Below are 18,276 nucleotides of genomic sequence, written 5' to 3' on the forward strand. Positions count from 1 at the left end.
GAGCGCCCAATGGCCCGCGTTACGGTCGAAGATTGTGTAGACAAGGTCCCGAACCGGTTCGAACTGGTGATGCTTGCCGCCCACCGGGCGCGCGAGATTTCCGCCGGTGGCCCGATCACCGTCGACCGCGACAACGACAAGAACCCCGTTGTCTCGCTGCGCGAAATCGCCGACGAAACCCAAAGCGCCGATGAGCTGCGCGAGCGTCTGATCGAGGCCAACCAGACCCAGATCGAGGTTGATGAGCCTGAAGAAGATCAGATGGCGCTGCTGATGGGTGCGGAATCCGACAAGCCTGCGGATGACGACATGTCCGAAGAAAAACTCCTGCGCGCTCTGATGGAGGCTCAGGGCCAGGGGTAAAGCCCAGACACGAAGGTGCGGACCGGATGATTTCAGCAGAAGACCTGATTGCGCTGGTCCGCAATTACAATCCCAAGACAAATGCCGAACGCATCGAGCGGGCCTATGAATTCGGCCAGCAGATGCACGAAGGCCAGTTCCGCCATTCCGGCGAACCCTATTTTTCCCACCCCGTTGCAGTTGCCGCCATCCTGACCGAACAGCGTCTGGATGATGCGACCATCATCACTGCGCTGCTGCACGATACGATTGAAGACACCAAGGCCAACTACGGCAAAGTGGCCGAGCTGTTCGGGGAAGAGGTCGCCAAGCTGGTCGACGGCGTAACAAAGCTGACCAATCTGCAGCTGTCCAGCCGCGAGACGAAACAGGCCGAAAACTTCCGCAAGCTTTTCATGGCGATGTCCAAGGACCTGCGGGTTATCCTGGTCAAACTGGCCGACCGTCTGCATAACATGCGCACTATCAAGGCGATGCGCCCGGAAAAGCAGGTGCAGAAGGCCCGCGAGACTATGGATATCTACGCGCCGCTTGCAGGCCGCATGGGTATGCAGTGGATGCGCGAAGAGTTGGAAGACCTCGCCTTCCGCGTTCTGAACCCTGAAGGCCGCCAGTCGATCATCCGCCGCTTTATCACTCTGCAGCGTGAAACCGGTGACGTGATTCATCGCATCACCGGCGATATGCGGCATGAGCTGGAGAAGGCCGGGATCGAGGCCGAGGTGTTTGGCCGTGCCAAGAAGCCCTATTCGATCTGGCGCAAGATGCAGGAAAAGGATCAGGGCTTTTCGCGCCTGTCCGACATCTACGGATTCCGCATCATCACCCGGACCGAAGAAGACTGCTATCGCACGCTCGGGGCGATCCACCAGCGTTGGCGCGCGGTGCCCGGGCGGTTCAAGGACTATATCAGCCAGCCGAAATCGAACGGCTACCGCTCGATTCATACGACTGTATCGGGCCGTGACGGCAAGCGGGTCGAAGTTCAGATCCGCACGCGCCAGATGCATGACGTCGCCGAAACCGGTGTGGCTGCTCACTGGTCCTATCGCGATGGGGTCCGGTCCGAGAACCCGTTTGCCGTGGACCCGGCGAAATGGATTTCAAACCTGACCGAGCAGTTCGACAGCGAGGACGATCACGAGGATTTCCTCGAAGCCGTCAAGCTTGAGATGTATTCGGACCAGGTGTTCTGCTTCACTCCCAAGGGCGATGTGGTGAAACTGCCGCGTGGAGCGACGCCGATCGACTTTGCCTATGCCATCCATACCCGCATCGGCCACGCTTGTGTGGGTGCCAAGGTTGACGGTATCCGCGTGCCGCTCTGGACCCGGATCAAGAATGGTCAATCGGTCGATATCATCACGGCAGATGGTCAGACGCCGCAGGTGACATGGCTGGAAATCGCGGTGACCGGCAAGGCCCGTACGGCCATCCGCCGCGCCCTGCGCGAGGTTGATCGCGAACGCTTCATCAAATTGGGCAAGGAGCTGGCCCGCGCGGGCTTTGAAAACCTTGGTCGCAAAGCCACCGACAAGGCGCTGGACACTGCCGCCAAGCATCTGCGCCTGAAGGATCGTCACGAATTGCTGGCGCGCCTCGGCAGCGCCGAACTGACGGCCCATGAGGTAGTCGAGGCCGTCTATCCGGAACTGACCAAAGACGAAGGCGATGCCATCTCGCCCCGCCGTGCGGTGATTGGCCTTGAACCGGGGCAGAAATTCGATCGCGCGCCCTGCTGTCAGCCGCTGCCGGGTGAACGCATCGTTGGCATTACGTATCGCGGCAAGGGTGTGGTGGTGCATGCCATCGATTGCGACCGCCTGTCCGAATTTGAAAACGAGCTTGAGCGCTGGGTCGATCTACACTGGCATTCAGGCACCCACCCGGCGGTTTATGGCGCGACGCTGGACCTGACCATCGGCAATGATGCGGGCGTGCTGGGGCGTATTTGCACATTGATTGGTGAGAAAAAGGCCAATATCTCGAACCTCGAATTCGTCGACCGCAAACCGGATTTTTACCGTCTGATGATCAATGTCGAACTGCGTGACCTTGAACAGCTGCATTCGCTGATGCTGATGCTTGAGGCCGAAAGCGATGTGGCGGCGGTCGAACGCTACCGCGAAAGCGCAAAACCCGCCGTCGCGGCTGGCTGAGAAGGGGTGATCACGAGTGGTTTTCAAGCGCCGAGATCGCCGCTCAGCCGTTCAGATCGCGTCCGAGTTCGTCTATCCGCGCGGCGGCTGGACCCGCGCCTTTCACTATGTCAAACACCGCGTCCGACGCCTGCCGGACAGCCCCGAACGCATCGCGCGTGGCATAGGGGCGGGGGTATTCGCCGCTTTTACACCGTTCTATGGCCTGCACTTTCTGGTCGCTGCGGTGCTGGCGCGGCTGCTGAACGGCAACATACTTGCGGCGTTGTCCGGCACCTTCTTCGGCAACCCGCTGACCTATGTGCCTATCGGCGTGGTCAGCCTGCAAACCGGGCATTTCCTGCTTGGCACCCGCTTTCGCAAGGGCGATACCGACGGGCTGATGGGCAAATTCGCCGATGCGATGGGCGATCTGAAAGACAATTGCATCGCGATCTTCACCGGACGCGAGGCCGATTGGCATGGCCTCAGCCGGTTCTATGACGATGTGTTCTTTCCTTACATGGTGGGGGGTGTCATCCCCGGCATCATCGCAGGTGTGGTGTGCGCCTATCTCAGCCTGCCTTTGATCCGCACCTACCAGCAGCGTCGCCGCGCCAAGATCAAGGCGAAATTCGAACAAATCAAACGCCTTGCGCAGGCGGAGGCTGACGTTCCAGCTTCAAAACCACTAGGGTCGACCTCAGGGACAATGAAGGATTCGAAAGATGTCTGATAACCACTTGCGTCTGGGCGTGAATATCGACCATGTGGCCACCATCCGCAACGCGCGCGGGGGGGACTATCCGGACCCGATCCGGGCCGCAAAACTGGCCGAAGAAGCCGGGGCTGACGGCATCACCGCACATTTGCGCGAAGACCGCCGCCATATCCTTGACGCTGATATCGAAGGTCTGATGGACGCGCTGAGCGTACCGCTCAACTTCGAGATGGCGGCGACGGACGAGATGCAAAAGATCGCCTTGCGCCACAAACCTCACGCTGTCTGCATCGTGCCCGAAAAGCGCGAAGAACGCACGACCGAAGGCGGGCTTGAGGTCGCGCGTGAGGAGAACAAACTGGCGCATTTCATCGCTCCGTTGCGCGATGTCGGGTGCCGTGTGTCGATCTTCATTGCTGCCGACAAGCGCCAGATCGAAGCCGCCCACCGCATCGGCGCCGAGGTGATCGAATTGCACACGGGCGCCTATTGCGATTTCCACGCCGAGGGCAAACTGGACGCTGCCGCTCGTGAACTGGAAGCCCTGCGCGAAATGTCCACCTATGCCCACTCTTTGGGCCTTGAGGTGCACGCGGGCCACGGTCTGAACTACGACACGGTGCAACCTGTCGCAGCCTTCCCGGAGGTGCGTGAACTCAATATCGGTCACTTCCTGATCGGCGAAGCCATCTTCCGCGGCCTCACCCCGGCGGTCCACGAAATGCGCCGCCTGATGGAGGAAGCGCGGGGAGAGGGTGGATGAACTTCGGCGACCGGTCTGAGGGTCAGCTGTTGTTCAATCGGGGTTGGTTCGTGCTTTGCTTTATAGTTGGCGTTTTTGTTTGGTCCAACTTTGCGACAGCAGACTATCTAAGCATATTGGGCTCTGAATACTTGTTCCCGGTAAAGATACTGCTGCTACCGATTCTTACGACCATCGTGCCCCTTTGCTATCCTGTTTCCCAAGATGCCGCTCGCGACGCTTCAGGGGCGACGCTTTGGTACAACGCTTTCTATATGGTTGGACTGGCAGTTGCCACGTTGTGGTTGGCGGTAGGTGCTACACTTTTGTACGGCGTCGTCCACGGAGCACAGATCGATTTTGCCCGGTTGGTGGAGCGAAACCTTGTTTTATTAGCATGGGGTGGCGTTGCAGTGGGCGCGTGCCGTTTTTTCCTATCGCGGATGTGTTCTATTGCCCTTCGAGAGAGTGCAAATAGTTGAACGCAAGAGGATGTTCTGGGGGCAGATGGCTTTGGCGGGCGGATCAGCAAAACAGGTTTGTACCCGATAGGAGTGTACGAATGTCGCACGAGATGAACGAGGGGCCTTTATGAAAGCCATAACATATCGCGGCTTTGGTCCCGCGTCGGACGTTATTGAAATCATCGACATGCCCACGCCCGACCCGGCTCCGGGTGAGGTGTTGGTGCGTGTTCATGCCAGCGGCATCAACCCGTCGGATGTCAAGCTGCGCGGTGGCGCCCGTCCGGGTGCGGTGATGCAGTACCCGATCATCATTCCCCACTCGGATGGGGCTGGTGTGATTGAGGCCGTCGGCGACGGTGTCGACCCGGCCCGCATTGGCGAACGGGTCTGGATCTGGAACGGCCAGTGGCAACGCGCCTTTGGAACGGGGGCGGAATACATCGCGCTACCCTCTGATCAGGCCGTTCGCTTACCGGGCACCACCAGCTTCGCCGCGGGTGCCTGTTTCGGCATCCCGGCCATGACTGCATGGTATGCTTTGTATTGCGACGGTCCGATCGCTGACCAGACTGTGCTTGTGACCGGTGGCGCAGGTACGGTGGGACGCTACGCCTGCCAGATGGCTGCGCTGGGTGGCGCGCGGGTGATCACCACCGTCAGTTCCGATGAAAAAGCCGCACATTCGGGCGCGGCCGAATGCATAAACTACCGCTCGCAGAACGTGACCGAAGCCGTGATGGATCTGACCAACGGCGAGGGCGTCGACCGTATTGTAGAGGTCGATTTTGCGGCCAATCAGTCTGACTCGCTGGCAATGATCCGCCCCTGCGGCACAATCGCCAGTTACGCCTCGGCCTCGCAAATGACGCCCACGCTGGACTTCTACGGTTTCATGTTCAAAAACATCCGCCTGCATATGTTGATCGTCTATCAGCTTGACGCCGCCGCGCGCCGCCGTGGTGAGGCGCAACTGGGCGCGTGGCTGGAGCAGGGCGCACTCACCCACGCCGTCGTCCCCGGCGGAGCGATGAAAGACGCGGTTTCCGCCCACGAAATGGTCGAGGCGGGGCAGAAGCTGGGCACCGTGGTGCTGGAGGTATGACATGATACTCGGCATCGGCACGGACCTTGCCAATATTGACCGCATTCAGGGCACGCTCGACCGGTTTGGCGATCGGTTCCGCAACCGCGTTTTTACCGATACCGAACAGGCAAAGGCTGAACGCAGGGCCGACACCGCGGGCACCTACGCCAAGCGATGGGCCGCGAAAGAGGCGTGTTCGAAAGCGCTGGGCACAGGTCTGCGCATGGGGATCGCGTGGAAGGATATGGCCGTCACAAATCTGCGCACGGGCCAACCCGTCATGCATGTCACCGGTTGGGCTGCCGAACGCTTGAAAGAGATGACACCCGAGGGACACGAGGCGATCATTCACGTTACCCTGACCGATGATCACCCCTGGGCACAGGCCTTTGTCTTGATCGAGGCGCGCCCGCTGCAAGAAGCGCCTGCGCAGCCTTGACTTGCCGCGACCTGACCCGCATGTAGCACCCCAACCACGCAGAGACTGGAGAGAGCAGTATGGCCGAGGAAGCCAAATCCGGAAACGCCATTTGGGAGACGATCAAAACCATCGTCTACGCCCTGCTGATCGCGGGCGTTTTCCGCACCCTGTTCTTTCAACCATTCTGGATTCCCTCGGGCTCGATGAAGCAGACGTTGCTGATCGGGGATTTCCTGTTCGTCAACAAAATGACCTATGGCTATTCCTACGCCTCTTGCCCCAGCCTGATCATCCCAAGTGTCGGCCTGAACATCGATGCCGAGGATATTTGCGGCTGGATGAAAGGCGACAACACCCGCCTGCTGGGCGGTGAGCCCGAACGCGGAGATGTCATCGTCTTCCGCCATCCGGTGACGGGTCGTGACTTCATCAAGCGCCTGATCGGGATGCCGGGCGACCGCGTACAGGTGCGTCAGGGCCAGATCATCCTGAACGGCACGCCGGTACCGCAGCAACCCGATGGCGTCTTCACCGAAAAGGCCGAGCCACAGGGCCCACAAGGCCTGCGTCCGCGTTGTTCCAACGGCCCTGTCGGGTTCGGCGGAGAATGTGAAAAGAACCGCCTGATCGAAACCCTGCCCAACGGCGTCTCCTATGATGTGCTGAATATCGGCAATCAAGGCTCGGACAATACCGGCATCTATACCGTACCCGAAGGCCACTATTTCTTTATGGGCGACAACCGCGACAACTCGGCCGACAGCCGACTGCCGCAATCCGCCGGAGGCGTGGGATTTGTGCCTTATGAGAACCTGATCGGGCGCGCAGACCGTATCATGTTCTCGTCGGCGGGGCGCTCGATGCTGTTCTTCTGGACGTGGCGTGGTGACCGTTTCTTCAAGGCGGTCAATTGAAGCTATCGGCTGAAATAAAAGCCTTTCAGCAGCGGTTGGGGTACACATTCTCCGACCAGGAACTGCTGTTGCGCGCATTGACCCACGGCTCGGTCTCCTCGCCCACGCGCCCCGACAACCAGCGGCTTGAGTTTCTTGGCGATCGTGTCCTCGGGCTTGTTATGGCCACCGCCCTTCTCGAGGCGGACAAACAGGCTTCCGAAGGTCAACTCGCCCCTCGGTTCAACGCGCTTGTCCGTAAAGAGGCCTGCGCCGATGTCGCGCGTCAGATCGACCTTGGCGCGGTGCTGAAACTGGGCCGATCCGAGATGCTCTCGGGCGGGCGCCGCAAACAGGCCCTGCTGGGCGACGCAATGGAAGCCGTGATCGCCGCCATCTACCGCGACGCTGGGTTCGAGGCCGCCCGCGACGTCATCCTCGCCCTATGGGGGGATCGCATTCATACGGTCGAGGCTGACGCCCGCGACGCCAAGACTGCGCTGCAGGAATGGGCCCAGGCCCGTGGCCAGAAACCACCGGCCTATGTCGAGGTCAAACGCACAGGTCCCGATCACGCGCCCGCATTTACAATTGCCGCCCGCTTGCAAGACGGTACCGAGGCGCAGGCCACCGCAGGCTCCAAACGGCAGGCCGAACAAATGGCTGCCAAGTCGTTGTTATCGTCGCTTCCCAAGTAAAGCCCGCGCGTGTCCTGTGTTCAGGATCCCCTGCTTCATCTGGCGATAAATATCCCGGGGGTCTGGGGGGCTGGCCCCCCATTTTGAAACGCCAGGCACGATCGACAAATCCCTCTGGCCCGCGCGTCCTTTCTGCTATAGGGGTGCGCACCTGCAACCAGGATCGCAACACACATGACCACACGCGCCGGATTCATCGCCCTGATCGGAGAGCCCAATGCAGGCAAATCCACCCTTCTGAACCGCATGGTCGGGGCCAAGGTCTCGATCGTGACCCATAAGGTGCAAACCACCCGTGCTCGCGTCCGTGGGGTAGCGATGGAGGGGGACGCGCAGCTGGTCTTTGTCGATACCCCGGGCCTCTTCAAACCACGCCGCCGGCTGGATCGCGCCATGGTCGCTGCGGCTTGGGGCGGCGCGGCTGATGCGGATGTGGTCGTTCTGATGGTCGAAGCGCATCGTGGTATCACCGAAGGGGTCGAACGCATCCTCGAAGGTCTGGAAGAGATCGGACAGGGGCGCACTATCGCACTGGCGATCAACAAGATCGATAAGGTCCCGTCCGAGAAGCTGCTTGCGCTCACCAGCGATCTGAACGCGCGCTATCCTTTCGCTGAAACCTTTATGATTTCCGCCGAAAAAGGCCACGGCGTCGACGACCTGCGTAAATGGCTGGCCGCTGAACTGCCCGAAGGTCCGTGGCTCTACCCCGAGGACCAGATCGCCGATTTGCCCCTGCGCATGATCGCGGCGGAAATGACTCGCGAGAAGCTGACCCTGCGTCTGCATCAGGAACTGCCCTATCAACTGACCGTCGAGACCGAGAACTGGGAAGAACGCAAGGACGGTTCTGCCAAGATCGATCAGGTGATCTATGTTATGCGTGACGGTCACAAGGGCATCGTTCTGGGCAAACGCGGCGAGACGATCAAGGCCGTCAGTCAGGCCGCGCGTGCCGAGTTGGAGGAATTCCTCGACCGTAAGGTTCACTTGTTTCTGCAGGTAAAAGTACGGCCGAACTGGTTGGAGGAATCCGAGCGCTATTCAGAAATGGGACTGGATTTCAAAGACGGTAACGCATGACACTGACCAAGAATTTTCGTCGAAAATTCTCATGTCGAACGTTGGGGCTTGCGCGATGGCGCGATTGACCGCCGAGTTCTGGGTGCACGCCTACCTTGCGCGGCTTCGGTTGCACGAGATTCCAGGTTTTGTTGTGGCACATGGGGATGACACCGCGGGTGCGGTGCTGATCAAACTCAATACGCTTGACGGCCAGGCGGTGGTATTCCAACGCAGCTTTGACCTGATGAGTGGCGAACGAAAATGGATCGAACTGTCCAGCGGACCTGAGGCGGATATTGACGCGGTCATCAGCAGACAGCGCGGCTTTGATCCCGACCTCTGGGTGATCGAGGTCGAGGACCGGCAAGGGCGGCACCTTCTGGGCGACGAGGGGCTTGAATAACTGCTGCTTCTTGGGCCTTTGACGCGCGGATCAAAGCTACTATTTTGGTGTTTGACCTGAATGGTCAGATCCGACCTGATTTTTTGAATGATTCAAGACGATGAGGTATTCGCGTGGCTGAGACGATTGCTGAAAAACTGGAAAAATCGGAACTTGGCCACTGGATGCAGCGGTTCGAGGGTTTCATGGTGTTTATCGGCGTTGTCGGTCCATTCGCCACGCTTCCGCAACTGGTCAAGCTCTACTTCACCCATTCTGAACATGCCACAGGCCAGTCATTGCTGTCGTGGTCGCTTTATGCGGCATTATCGTTTCTATGGTTTGCCTACGGGTTGGTGGTGGGCAAGTTGCCCATCTATGTGGGCAACGGGATATCGATGGTGCTGAACCTGCTGATGGTTGCAGGCATTTTGATCCATGCGGGCATAACGTTCTGAGCGGACGATCAACTCGCGTCGCCCAAATACACAAAACTCATCTTGTTGCCCTCTGGGTCACGCGCATAAGCGCCATAGAAGTTGGGCCCATATTGAGGCCGATCACCCGGATCGCCTTCATTCGACCCTCCGTTGGCAAGCGCCGCGGCATGTGCCTCGCGCACTTCCGCTTCGCTTGTGCACAATAGCCCGACCATATTGCCGTTTCCGACGGTCGCGGCTTGTTTGTCAAACGGCGTCGCAACCCAGATCGTGCCGCCACCGCGCAGTTCATAACAGACCGCGTGCGGCATGTATTCGGCGACAAGCTTCCCGCCAATCTTTGAAACCACAGCATCGTAGTAAGGGCGTGCTTTGGCGACGTCGTTTGAGCCAATCATGACGTAGTTAAGTGACATTCTCCAAATCCTGCACAATAAAGAACATAAAGCGAACATTAACGCTTGTACGGCTTTTTCGCAATACGTTTCCAGACACTCCGTACAACGCGACCGATCTGTTTGTACCTTGATCCTGTAATGGGCATAAGATTTCCTGCGGGCATATCGGGTGCATAACGGAGCCAAGATTGGACTGGCGTGATCACGGCATACTTCTGACCTCGCGTCGCCATGGTGAGACGGCGGCGATTATCGAAGTGTTCACCGAAGCCCACGGCTGTCATGCAGGTGTCGTGCGTGGCGGGACCAGCCGCAAGATTGCACCGATCCTGCAGCCCGGCGCGCAATTGGATGTGCTCTGGCGTGCGAGGCTTGAAGAGCATCTTGGTACTTTTCAGGTCGAGCCTCTGCGGTCGCGGGCTGCGGCGGCATTTTCGGGGCGGCTGGCGCTGTCAGGGTTGAATGCGGTGGTGGCTCTGTTGTCCTTCTGCTTGCCCGAACGCGAGCCGCATCCGGCGGTCTACAAACAGACCGAACAGCTATTGGACCTTTTGGGGCAAGATGAAATCTGGCCGCTTGCCTATCTGCGTTGGGAGCTGGCGCTGCTGGAAGAGCTGGGCTTTGGCCTTGACCTTTCCGTCTGTGCGGTGACCGGCGCGCGCGATGGGCTGGTCTATGTCTCGCCCAAAACCGGTCGAGCGGTGAGCGCGGACGGGGCAGGGGAATGGGCCGACAAGCTATTGCCTCTGCCACCTTGCCTGCGCGGTGACGGTCCTGCGCCAGATTCCGAGATCGTCGACGCCTTGCGAACGACCGGGTATTTTCTGGAAAACCATCTGGTCCCTTCGCTGGGTCATACTCCGTTGCCCGAGGCGCGCGCGCGCTTTGTCGCGCAGTTCAGTCGACGGCTTTGAAAATCATCTCGTGCCCGTCTTCGTTACGCAGGATCAGGACATCGCCCGAGACCTCGGACTGCGTCATGGCCATCAGCGCGGCGAAGTAAAGCCCCTCGGCCTCAAGTCCGGCACAGGCCGCGCGCGTGGCCGCCAGATCGGCGATCTCGAACCATGGGTAGGGCGCGTTCAGCTTGCCCGAATAGGTGTTGCAGGGGGCGTTGCCTTCGACCCGCCCGTCCTCGGGGAAGCGTAGAAGGGCGCTGGCGGCGAATGGTTGCCCGTCGATCTCTTGCAACGCCCATGTCTGATCCGCTGCCCCATAGGCGGCGACGGTTTCATCCTTGTCGCATTGAAACAGCGCCGCAAGAGGCAGGATCAGGGCAAGGCGTATCATCGTTCTATCCTGTCAGTAGGGGTTTGCGCCGCTGATGAGCTCTTCCCGGACTTCAAGGCGCGGCCGCCAGTTGTATCTGGTATCCTCGCGCACCTGATCCCAGTACAGCGCGCCGCTGTTCCGCCATGGGTCAAGTATGATGCCGTCGTACATCGAATCCCCTTTGGCGCTGATCAGGGCCGAATGATGAATGATCCGGAACGCAGTTGGCGGTGAGGTGGCCCAATGCAGGTCCAGCGTCTGAAAATTCTCTTGCTTCAAACGTGTGGTCATGGCCTGAGCCCAGTCATTGCACAGGCCTTTTTCGCGGAACCCGTTGATCACCTTGGCGTTGTGGATGATCGCGGGATCGGTGACATTCCACTGCTGTTTCAGTTGGCTGGAGTACGCGTACGAAATCTCGGCCGCGCGCCGCGCCTCGGCCGCGTCAACCTCGGGGCCAAGCTGCTGAATCGCCTGTGCCAGCTGCTCGACATTGTTGTCGGGCGCGGTGCTTGGGGCCATGGCGCATCCGGCAAGGGCGATGCAGGCTGCCAGAACGATGATGATGGATTTCACGCGCAAGACTCCTTTGGCCGATATGCCGGACGGTTCCGTTCGCTGTCACTTAGCCGATTTCCGCGCCCGATCCGAGGGGGAAGTTTCGCGTGTGCGCAAGCAAACCGCTGTGGTGCAGCAATGACGCTTTAAGACGGCAAGGCTGCCTGCCGCCACGGCAAAAGAAAACCCGGCGCAAAGCCGGGTTCAGTTGGGGAAACCGCATCGGGCCGGGTATCAGCCCAGCAACCGACGCGCGATCACTTGTGCCTGAATTTCTGCGGCACCTTCAAAGATGTTCAGGATGCGTGCGTCACACAGCACGCGGCTGATCTTGTACTCCAAGGCGAATCCGTTGCCGCCATGGATTTGCAATCCATTATCCGCCGCAGCCCAAGCCACACGTGCGCCCAGCAGCTTGGCCATCCCGGCTTCAAGGTCGCAGCGCTGGCCGTGATCTTTCTCCCAAGCCGAAAAATAGGTCAGTTGACGTGCGATCATGATCTCGACCGCCATCATGGCCAGCTTGCCGGATACCCGCGGGAAGTCGATCAGAGATTTGCCGAACTGTTTGCGGTCTTGTGCATATTGCATGGCGATGTCCAAAGCGCTTTGCGCCACGCCGATGGCGCGGGCGGCAGTCTGGATGCGCGCGCTCTCGAAGGTTTCCATCAACTGCTTGAAACCTTTGCCTTCTTCGCCGCCCAGAAGGTTCTCGCCCTTAACCTCGAAGCCGTCAAAGCCCAGCTCGTATTCTTTCATGCCACGATAGCCGAGCACCTCAATTTCACCCCCGGTCATGCCGGGCGTGGGGAAGGGGTTTTCATCGGTTCCGGGTGTCTTTTCTGCAAGGAACATGGACAAGCCCCGATGATCCGTGCTGTCGGGGTTGGTGCGCGCCAACAGGGTCATGACATGGGTCCGCGCAGCGTGCGTGATCCATGTTTTGTTCCCTGTGATCTTATAGTTTCCATCCTCGCCCTTGATCGCCCGCGTCCGCAGGCTGCCCAAATCGGATCCGGTGTTTGGCTCGGTGAAGACGGCGGTCGGCAGGATTTCCGCGCTGGCCAATCTGGGCAGCCAGTTGGCCTTTTGCTCATCCGTGCCGCCAGCGATGATCAGCTCTGCTGCGATTTCGGACCGCGTTCCCAGAGATCCTACGCCGATATAGCCACGCGACAATTCCTCGGACACGACACACATCGAGGCTTTGGACAACCCGAACCCGCCGAACTCTTCGGGGATCGTAAGGCCAAAAACGCCCATTTCGGCCAGTTCTTCGATGATCTCGATCGGGATCAACTCGTCCTTGAGGTGCCACTCATGGGCGTTGGGCTCGACCTTTTCCTGCGCATAGCGGCGGAACTGATCGCGGATCATCTCCAGCTCTTCGTCCAGGCCGGAGGCACCGAACATGGTCGCGCCGGACTGATCTTGCATCAGCGCGACCAGACGGGTCCGAGCCGCCTGCGAATTGGCCTGCGCCATCAGAGTCTGTACTTCGGGACATTGGAAACCCGACAGAGCGTCCCAACCAAGGCCAAGGTCCTGCAGGCGCACGACCTCACCCTGGTTCATCGGGATGCCGCCCGCGATCTGATGCAGGTATTCACCAAAGGCGATCTGATGCAGCAGTTGTTCCATCTCACCGAATTTGCCGTCGGCCTCAAGCGCTTCGGCCCAGCGCTGCATCTGCTGCAGCGACTGGTGATAGGTGGCCAGCCACGCCAAACCATGCGCTGCGGTCTGATGCGCCTCAATCAGCGCACCCGAGACGCGGTCTCCGCTTGTTACCATCGTACGCACTGATGCGCGCGCCTTGTCGAACACAGCCTCGACGGCGGGCAAAGCGGCTGCACTGAGTGTCAGGAGATCCGGCAAAACCGCGGGTTGCGTCATGTTCGTCATATCCTGTCCGTCATGGGCCATGAATCACGTCCTTTACTGGGTTGTCTGGTCATATCATGCTGCACGTGCAGCGCAACAAAAATACGCCAGATGACCAAGAAAAGTTCAAAAATTGCTTGGTCGATTTTGCGCTGCAGAATTTATCCGGGGTGATATGTAGGGCCAATGGACCTGTTTTCATTGATGTCACCGCAAGAGTTTTACCTGTCACTGATCGTTGCTTTCGTCGCAGGCTGGGTCAAAGGTATGGTTGGTTTTGCGATGCCAATGGTGCTGGTATCGGGCCTGAGCATGATGCTTCCGCCGAACCTGGCGCTGGCGGGTCTGATTCTGCCCACGTTGGTTACCAATGGCGTGCAGGCGCTGCGCGAGGGGGCGCCGGCGGCTGTTGCCTCGATCCGACAGTTCCGGGTGTTTTTGGGGGTCGGGCTGTTATGCTTGCTGGCCAGTGCGCAGTTGATCAACCTGCTGTCACCAAAGACCTTTCTTCTGATGCTGGGTGTGCCTGTTTCATTCTTCGCGCTGGTTCAGCTATTGGGGCTTAAGCTGGTGATGCGCGCACCCTCACTGAGGGTTGAGGCGATGGTGGGTGCCGTAGCCGGTGCCGTTGGCGGTATCTCGGGCGTATGGGGGCCGCCGACTGTGGCTTACCTGACGGCGCTGAATACTCCGAAGAAAGATCAGATGCGCGTGCAGGGCGTGATCTATGGTCTGGGGGCCGGGGCGCTGGTTGTGGCACATCTGGGTTCGGGCATATTGCGTGCCGAGACGGCGGTGTTTTCTGCGTTGCTGATCCTGCCTGCGCTGGCCGGAATGAGAGGCGGCCAGTTCTTGCAGGACCGCATCGATCAGGCGCAGTTCCGCAAGCTTACCTTGTTTGTGCTGCTGATTGCCGGGCTGAACCTTCTCAGGCGCGGCCTGACTGGCTAGCTGCGCCGCTCGGCTAAGCGGAACGCAAAGTGCAGGCCGAGCATCAGGAAGAACAGGCCTGAGATATCTCCGATCAGATAGGCGATGTATTCGGCCGTCGCGCTGCCGAATGCCATGTTGGTCAGGCCCGACACAAGGAACGAGGTGACGATGCCAACGCCCATGATGCACAGCCAGCAGGGGCTGCGGTCGGGCCGGGGAAACAGATCCCAACCCAATGCCTTGCAGGCGTAAAACACGGCCGGAACGGTGGTGACCGCAATTGCGATGGCCAGCAACCGACTTGGCAGGAACACATCCCACCCGCCGATCATGGCAAATACGATGAAGACGCCTGGCAAAAGCGCAAATATCGCGCGCCAGCCCAGCAACCACGCTGTCAGAACGCGCACGCCATGGGGCAGAAACAGCAGGCTGGCCCGGCTGGGGTATTCAGGGAAAAACACGTTCTGCAGCGGCATCAGAACCTCGAACGTGAGAAGCGATGCCGCCACATAGGCCAAAGAGGCAAAGAATGTATCAGAGACCCATCTGCGCACCGGCGTCAGCCCATGCGCATCGAGGGACGCGGATCACCTGGGGGCATGAACGACATACCGCCCGCGGTTTGCGCTGCCGCTTTGCGAAAGATAGCCCTTTTGCACCAGCGATTTCAGCGCTCGAAAGAATGTCGGGCGCGAGACGCTTTGAACCAGCGTGTGTTCGATCAGGCCGAACGTGCGCACTTCGCGATCGGCTTTCGACAACTCTTCGGCGGCATAGTAGATGTCACGCTCGACCGGGCTCAGTTCTTCGAGGCCCAGAGTGCGTTCCATGCTTTGCATCAGTTTGCGCAATTCGGCGAGTTTTGAAATTTCAGTCATGGTCTACCTGTTCTTATTCGCGTCCGACCGAGCCGCGTCGAAAGGCAAAATCCCTTGCAACACATCAATCCGACACCCATCCCCATGTGGAATCAATCATTACTTCAGGCAGGCGTTCCGAAGCGCGGGTGTGAGTAGATCGCCCGGATCGCCCAGTTTCTTTCGGTATGCTGAATTAGCTTAATTCTGATGTTTTCGCAACGCGCCTGACAGCGTGGGCAAGGTTTCCGCAACGTAAGCCTGCAGGGGATGGGGGCTGTTTCAGCCCCCATTTTTCGGTCAGCTTATCGCGACCGCTTTGATGTCTTCGTCGATGAAGGGCAGATACTGTTCGAAGTTTTCCGCGAACATCTTCACCAGTTTTTCGGCCTGTTTGTCGAACGCTGTCTGGTCATCCCAGGTGCGGCGCGGGTCAAGCAGGACTTCGGGTACTCCGGGCACCGAGACGGGCACGTCAAATCCGAAATTCGCGTCCTTGCGGTATTCCGCATCGGCCAGCGACCCTTCCAGCGCGGCGGTCAGCAGCGCGCGGGTGGCCTTGATCGGCATACGGCTGCCCACCCCATAAGCGCCGCCTGTCCAGCCGGTGTTAACCAGCCAGCAGGTCGCGCCATGCTGGGCGATCTTGTCGCGCAGAAGGTTGCCATAGGCCTCGGGGCGGCGCGGCATGAAGGGCGCCCCAAAGCAGGTCGAGAAGGTCGGCTGAGGCTCGGTCACGCCGCGCTCGGTCCCGGCCACTTTGGACGTAAAGCCCGACAGGAAGTGATACATCGCCTGCGCCGGTGTCAGCCGCGCAATCGGAGGGAGCACGCCAAAAGCATCGCAGGTCAGCATGATGATGTTCTTCGGGTGCCCGCCCAAGGCCGACTTCGACGCGTTCGAGATGTATTCCAGCGGATAGGCGCAACGCATGTTGGCCGTCAGCGAGTCATCCTTGAAATCCAGCTCTTTCGTTTCTGGGTCAAAGACCATGTTTTCGATGACGGTCCCGAACTTCGAGGTGGTCGCATAGATTTCCGGCTCGGCCTCGGCGTTCAGGTTGATGGTCTTCGCGTAGCAACCGCCTTCAAAGTTGAAGGTGCCACGTTTGGACCAGCCATGTTCGTCATCTCCGATCAGAATACGCGCGGGATCGGCGGACAGCGTTGTCTTGCCGGTGCCCGACAGGCCGAAGAACACGGCGGTGTCGACAGGGTTGCCGACGGCATGGTTGGCCGAGCAATGCATCGGCATAACGCCTTTTTCCGGCAGCATGTAGTTCAGAAGCGTGAACACAGATTTCTTGTTCTCGCCCGCATATTCGGTGCCACCGATCAGGATCAGCTTGCGGTCGAAGTTCAGCGCAATCACCGTCTCGCTGCGGCAGCCATGTTTGGCCGGGTCGGCCAGAAAGCTGGGGCAGTTTATGATGGTGAAATCTGCGGTGAAATCGTCCAGATCCTCGCGATCCGGGCGGCGCAGAAGGTGGCGAATGAACAGGTTATGCCACGCCAGCTCGGTCACCATGCGTACATTGATCGAATAGCTGGGATCGGCCCCGCCCACGAGGTCCTGCACGAAATAGTCGCGGCCTTTCATATGGGCTAGCATATCCTCGTACAGCGCGTCAAAGCCCTCGGGGCTCATGGCGGCGTTGTTCTCCCACCAGATGCTGTCGGCGACGCTGTCGGTTTTGACGACATGCTTGTCCTTGGGCGACCGGCCCGTGAACTTGCCGGTGGTCACCAGAAAGGCCCCGCCGTTGCCAAGGGTGCCTTCGCCGCGCTTCAGCGCCTCTTCGATCAGCGCCGGTTCCATGAAGTTGTAATAGACATTGCCCAGACCCTCGATGCCCTGATCCTCGAGGCGGAATTGCGGGTTAACCCGTCCAGATGTCATGTGTGTCTTCTCCTGTGGTGGCGCGCGGGCGATTTTGCCGGGCGGCCTAAGATTGGGGCAGATGCCGGAAACAGCCAGCGGTTGGTCGCGTCTTAACATGCAGCTTTAGGGCATGAACAGGCGGGTGCAGAAGGTTTAGCGCAACCAGCCATCAGTTTAGCGCAACCAATTTGGGGTCGCCGAAAAAGCAGGCCCCGTTCGCGCGACGATAGGGCTTTTTTGCCGCAACTGTGTGGCAACATTCTCACGGATTTCAGATACAGTTTGATTCGCGGCCTTAAAAAAGACAAAAATACCCTACTAATAAGCGGAATACCGCGTATGTGAGCAGGAATGAGGGGCCAACCCGATGTCAAAGATTGCACTGGTGGATGATGACAGAAATATTCTGACGTCCGTATCCATGACTCTCGAAGCCGAGGGCTTTGAGGTTGAGACTTATAACGATGGTCAGGCTGCGCTGGACGCTTTCAACAAAAAGCTTCCCGATATGGCCGTTCTGGATATCAAGATGCCGCGCATGGATGGCATGGACCTGCTGCAGCGTCTGCGGCAGAAGACCCAGATGCCGGTGATTTTCCTGACTTCCAAGGATGACGAGATCGACGAGGTTCTGGGCCTGCGCATGGGTGCGGATGACTATGTCAAAAAGCCGTTCTCGCAGCGTCTGCTGGTTGAACGCATCCGCGCGCTGTTGCGCCGCCAAGAGGCGGTCGACGGTGATGCAGGCAGCGTCGCGACCGGTGATACCAAAGTGATGGAGCGCGGCGATCTGCGGATGGACCCGCTGCGCCATGCGGTCAGCTGGAAGGGCAACGATGTGTCGCTGACCGTGACGGAATTTTTGTTGCTGCAGGCACTGGCGCAGCGCCCCGGCTTTGTAAAAAGCCGTGATCAACTGATGGATGTGGCTTATGATGATCAGGTCTATGTGGATGACCGGACCATCGACAGCCATATCAAGCGTTTGCGCAAAAAGATGCGCGCCGCTGATCCCGAGTTCTCGGCCATCGAAACGCTTTATGGCATCGGGTACCGGTATAACGAAGAATAGGCGC

General features: G+C 59.2%; 22 protein-coding genes. 15 read left to right on the forward strand and 7 right to left on the reverse strand.

Annotated features, from left to right (window positions below; translation table 11 throughout):
• The first annotated feature begins 9 nt into the window (after positions 1-9).
• From rpoZ to ACR3EN_RS08895, 12 genes are all read left to right on the forward strand, one after another.
• Entirely contained in the window at positions 10-363 is a 354-nt protein-coding gene (gene rpoZ / locus ACR3EN_RS08840) for a DNA-directed RNA polymerase subunit omega (protein WP_010437681.1), read from the forward strand.
• Between the two features lie 26 nt (positions 364-389).
• A complete protein-coding gene (locus tag ACR3EN_RS08845; RefSeq protein WP_480824665.1) occupies positions 390-2,522 on the forward strand; it encodes a RelA/SpoT family protein in 2,133 nt (710 codons plus the stop codon).
• Positions 2,523-2,538: 16 nt separating this feature from the next.
• Positions 2,539-3,237 (forward strand): DUF2062 domain-containing protein, encoded by a 699-nt coding sequence (locus tag ACR3EN_RS08850; RefSeq protein ID WP_480824663.1) that lies wholly within the window; start codon positions 2,539-2,541, stop codon positions 3,235-3,237.
• Positions 3,230-3,985, forward strand: coding sequence for a pyridoxine 5'-phosphate synthase (locus tag ACR3EN_RS08855; RefSeq protein ID WP_480824661.1), 756 nt, complete (start codon positions 3,230-3,232; stop codon positions 3,983-3,985). The genes ACR3EN_RS08850 and ACR3EN_RS08855 overlap by 8 nt, the downstream gene beginning before the upstream one ends.
• Positions 3,982-4,446, forward strand: coding sequence for a hypothetical protein (locus ACR3EN_RS08860; RefSeq protein ID WP_480824659.1), 465 nt, complete (start codon positions 3,982-3,984; stop codon positions 4,444-4,446). The genes ACR3EN_RS08855 and ACR3EN_RS08860 overlap by 4 nt, the downstream gene beginning before the upstream one ends.
• A 109-nt stretch (positions 4,447-4,555) precedes the next feature.
• Entirely contained in the window at positions 4,556-5,533 is a 978-nt protein-coding gene (locus tag ACR3EN_RS08865; protein WP_480824657.1) for an NADPH:quinone reductase, read from the forward strand.
• 1 nt (position 5,534) lies between these two features.
• The gene (gene acpS, locus ACR3EN_RS08870; protein ID WP_480824655.1) at positions 5,535-5,954 is read left to right on the forward strand and encodes a holo-ACP synthase; all 420 of its coding nucleotides are present in this window, start codon (positions 5,535-5,537) and stop codon (positions 5,952-5,954) included.
• A 59-nt stretch (positions 5,955-6,013) separates the two neighbouring features.
• Positions 6,014-6,850, forward strand: coding sequence for a signal peptidase I (gene lepB, locus ACR3EN_RS08875; RefSeq protein WP_480824653.1), 837 nt, complete (start codon positions 6,014-6,016; stop codon positions 6,848-6,850).
• Complete coding sequence (gene rnc, locus ACR3EN_RS08880; protein WP_480824651.1) at positions 6,847-7,527, forward strand: ribonuclease III; 681 nt, start codon at positions 6,847-6,849, stop codon at positions 7,525-7,527. Before lepB ends, rnc begins: the two co-directional genes overlap by 4 nt.
• A 174-nt stretch (positions 7,528-7,701) precedes the next feature.
• Complete coding sequence (era, locus tag ACR3EN_RS08885) at positions 7,702-8,610, forward strand: GTPase Era (protein WP_480824649.1); 909 nt, start codon at positions 7,702-7,704, stop codon at positions 8,608-8,610.
• Positions 8,611-8,665: 55 nt separating this feature from the next.
• The gene (locus ACR3EN_RS08890) at positions 8,666-8,995 is read left to right on the forward strand and encodes a DUF1491 family protein (protein WP_480824647.1); all 330 of its coding nucleotides are present in this window, start codon (positions 8,666-8,668) and stop codon (positions 8,993-8,995) included.
• Between the two features lie 113 nt (positions 8,996-9,108).
• Complete coding sequence (locus ACR3EN_RS08895) at positions 9,109-9,432, forward strand: SemiSWEET transporter (protein ID WP_480824645.1); 324 nt, start codon at positions 9,109-9,111, stop codon at positions 9,430-9,432.
• Between the two features lie 8 nt (positions 9,433-9,440).
• Here the strand turns inward: ACR3EN_RS08895 and ACR3EN_RS08900 are convergent, their stop codons facing one another.
• A complete protein-coding gene (locus tag ACR3EN_RS08900; protein WP_480824643.1) occupies positions 9,441-9,830 on the reverse strand; it encodes a VOC family protein in 390 nt (129 codons plus the stop codon).
• A 170-nt stretch (positions 9,831-10,000) separates the two neighbouring features.
• Between ACR3EN_RS08900 and recO the strand changes: the two genes are divergently transcribed.
• Positions 10,001-10,726 (forward strand): DNA repair protein RecO, encoded by a 726-nt coding sequence (gene recO, locus ACR3EN_RS08905; protein WP_480824641.1) that lies wholly within the window; start codon positions 10,001-10,003, stop codon positions 10,724-10,726.
• Here the strand turns inward: recO and ACR3EN_RS08910 are convergent.
• The 3 genes from ACR3EN_RS08910 to ACR3EN_RS08920 form a co-directional block, all read right to left on the reverse strand.
• The gene (locus ACR3EN_RS08910; RefSeq protein WP_480824639.1) at positions 10,710-11,102 is read right to left on the reverse strand and encodes an META domain-containing protein; all 393 of its coding nucleotides are present in this window, start codon (positions 11,100-11,102) and stop codon (positions 10,710-10,712) included. The two genes, recO and ACR3EN_RS08910, sit on opposite strands and share 17 nt — an antisense overlap.
• Before the next feature lie 12 nt (positions 11,103-11,114).
• Positions 11,115-11,660: a hypothetical protein gene (locus ACR3EN_RS08915; RefSeq protein ID WP_480824637.1), complete on the reverse strand. Its 546-nt coding sequence runs from the start codon at positions 11,658-11,660 to the stop codon at positions 11,115-11,117.
• A gap of 216 nt (positions 11,661-11,876) precedes the next feature.
• Positions 11,877-13,568 (reverse strand): acyl-CoA dehydrogenase family protein, encoded by a 1,692-nt coding sequence (locus ACR3EN_RS08920; RefSeq protein WP_480824635.1) that lies wholly within the window; start codon positions 13,566-13,568, stop codon positions 11,877-11,879.
• A gap of 144 nt (positions 13,569-13,712) precedes the next feature.
• Here ACR3EN_RS08920 and ACR3EN_RS08925 point away from each other — a divergent pair, with 144 nt between their 5' ends.
• Positions 13,713-14,477 (forward strand): sulfite exporter TauE/SafE family protein, encoded by a 765-nt coding sequence (locus ACR3EN_RS08925; protein ID WP_480824633.1) that lies wholly within the window; start codon positions 13,713-13,715, stop codon positions 14,475-14,477.
• Here ACR3EN_RS08925 and ACR3EN_RS08930 read toward each other — a convergent pair.
• From ACR3EN_RS08930 to ACR3EN_RS08940, 3 genes are all read right to left on the reverse strand, one after another.
• Positions 14,474-15,016, reverse strand: a complete 543-nt coding sequence (locus tag ACR3EN_RS08930; RefSeq protein ID WP_480824631.1) for a hypothetical protein — start codon at positions 15,014-15,016, stop codon at positions 14,474-14,476. The two genes, ACR3EN_RS08925 and ACR3EN_RS08930, sit on opposite strands and share 4 nt — an antisense overlap.
• A 33-nt stretch (positions 15,017-15,049) precedes the next feature.
• The gene (locus ACR3EN_RS08935; protein WP_480824629.1) at positions 15,050-15,340 is read right to left on the reverse strand and encodes a hypothetical protein; all 291 of its coding nucleotides are present in this window, start codon (positions 15,338-15,340) and stop codon (positions 15,050-15,052) included.
• Positions 15,341-15,619: 279 nt separating this feature from the next.
• The gene (locus ACR3EN_RS08940) at positions 15,620-17,218 is read right to left on the reverse strand and encodes a phosphoenolpyruvate carboxykinase (RefSeq protein ID WP_480824627.1); all 1,599 of its coding nucleotides are present in this window, start codon (positions 17,216-17,218) and stop codon (positions 15,620-15,622) included.
• Between the two features lie 349 nt (positions 17,219-17,567).
• Between ACR3EN_RS08940 and ACR3EN_RS08945 the strand changes: the two genes are divergently transcribed.
• The gene (locus ACR3EN_RS08945; RefSeq protein WP_480824625.1) at positions 17,568-18,272 is read left to right on the forward strand and encodes a response regulator transcription factor; all 705 of its coding nucleotides are present in this window, start codon (positions 17,568-17,570) and stop codon (positions 18,270-18,272) included.
• The last annotated feature ends 4 nt before the right edge of the window (positions 18,273-18,276 follow it).

The organism is Ruegeria sp. G7 (assembly GCF_056535465.1).

Coding starts and splice junctions, on each gene's coding strand:
- rpoZ (WP_010437681.1), top strand. CDS start 10: ATGGCCCGCGTTACGGTCGAAGATTGTGTAGACAAGGTCCCGAACCGG.
- ACR3EN_RS08845 (WP_480824665.1), top strand. CDS start 390: ATGATTTCAGCAGAAGACCTGATTGCGCTGGTCCGCAATTACAATCCC.
- ACR3EN_RS08855 (WP_480824661.1), top strand. CDS start 3,230: ATGTCTGATAACCACTTGCGTCTGGGCGTGAATATCGACCATGTGGCC.
- ACR3EN_RS08860 (WP_480824659.1), top strand. CDS start 3,982: ATGAACTTCGGCGACCGGTCTGAGGGTCAGCTGTTGTTCAATCGGGGT.
- ACR3EN_RS08865 (WP_480824657.1), top strand. CDS start 4,556: ATGAAAGCCATAACATATCGCGGCTTTGGTCCCGCGTCGGACGTTATT.
- acpS (WP_480824655.1), top strand. CDS start 5,535: ATGATACTCGGCATCGGCACGGACCTTGCCAATATTGACCGCATTCAG.
- lepB (WP_480824653.1), top strand. CDS start 6,014: ATGGCCGAGGAAGCCAAATCCGGAAACGCCATTTGGGAGACGATCAAA.
- era (WP_480824649.1), top strand. CDS start 7,702: ATGACCACACGCGCCGGATTCATCGCCCTGATCGGAGAGCCCAATGCA.
- ACR3EN_RS08890 (WP_480824647.1), top strand. CDS start 8,666: ATGGCGCGATTGACCGCCGAGTTCTGGGTGCACGCCTACCTTGCGCGG.
- ACR3EN_RS08900 (WP_480824643.1), bottom strand. CDS start 9,830: ATGTCACTTAACTACGTCATGATTGGCTCAAACGACGTCGCCAAAGCA.
- ACR3EN_RS08910 (WP_480824639.1), bottom strand. CDS start 11,102: ATGATACGCCTTGCCCTGATCCTGCCTCTTGCGGCGCTGTTTCAATGC.
- ACR3EN_RS08920 (WP_480824635.1), bottom strand. CDS start 13,568: ATGGCCCATGACGGACAGGATATGACGAACATGACGCAACCCGCGGTT.
- ACR3EN_RS08925 (WP_480824633.1), top strand. CDS start 13,713: ATGGACCTGTTTTCATTGATGTCACCGCAAGAGTTTTACCTGTCACTG.
- ACR3EN_RS08935 (WP_480824629.1), bottom strand. CDS start 15,340: ATGACTGAAATTTCAAAACTCGCCGAATTGCGCAAACTGATGCAAAGC.
- ACR3EN_RS08940 (WP_480824627.1), bottom strand. CDS start 17,218: ATGACATCTGGACGGGTTAACCCGCAATTCCGCCTCGAGGATCAGGGC.
- ACR3EN_RS08945 (WP_480824625.1), top strand. CDS start 17,568: ATGTCAAAGATTGCACTGGTGGATGATGACAGAAATATTCTGACGTCC.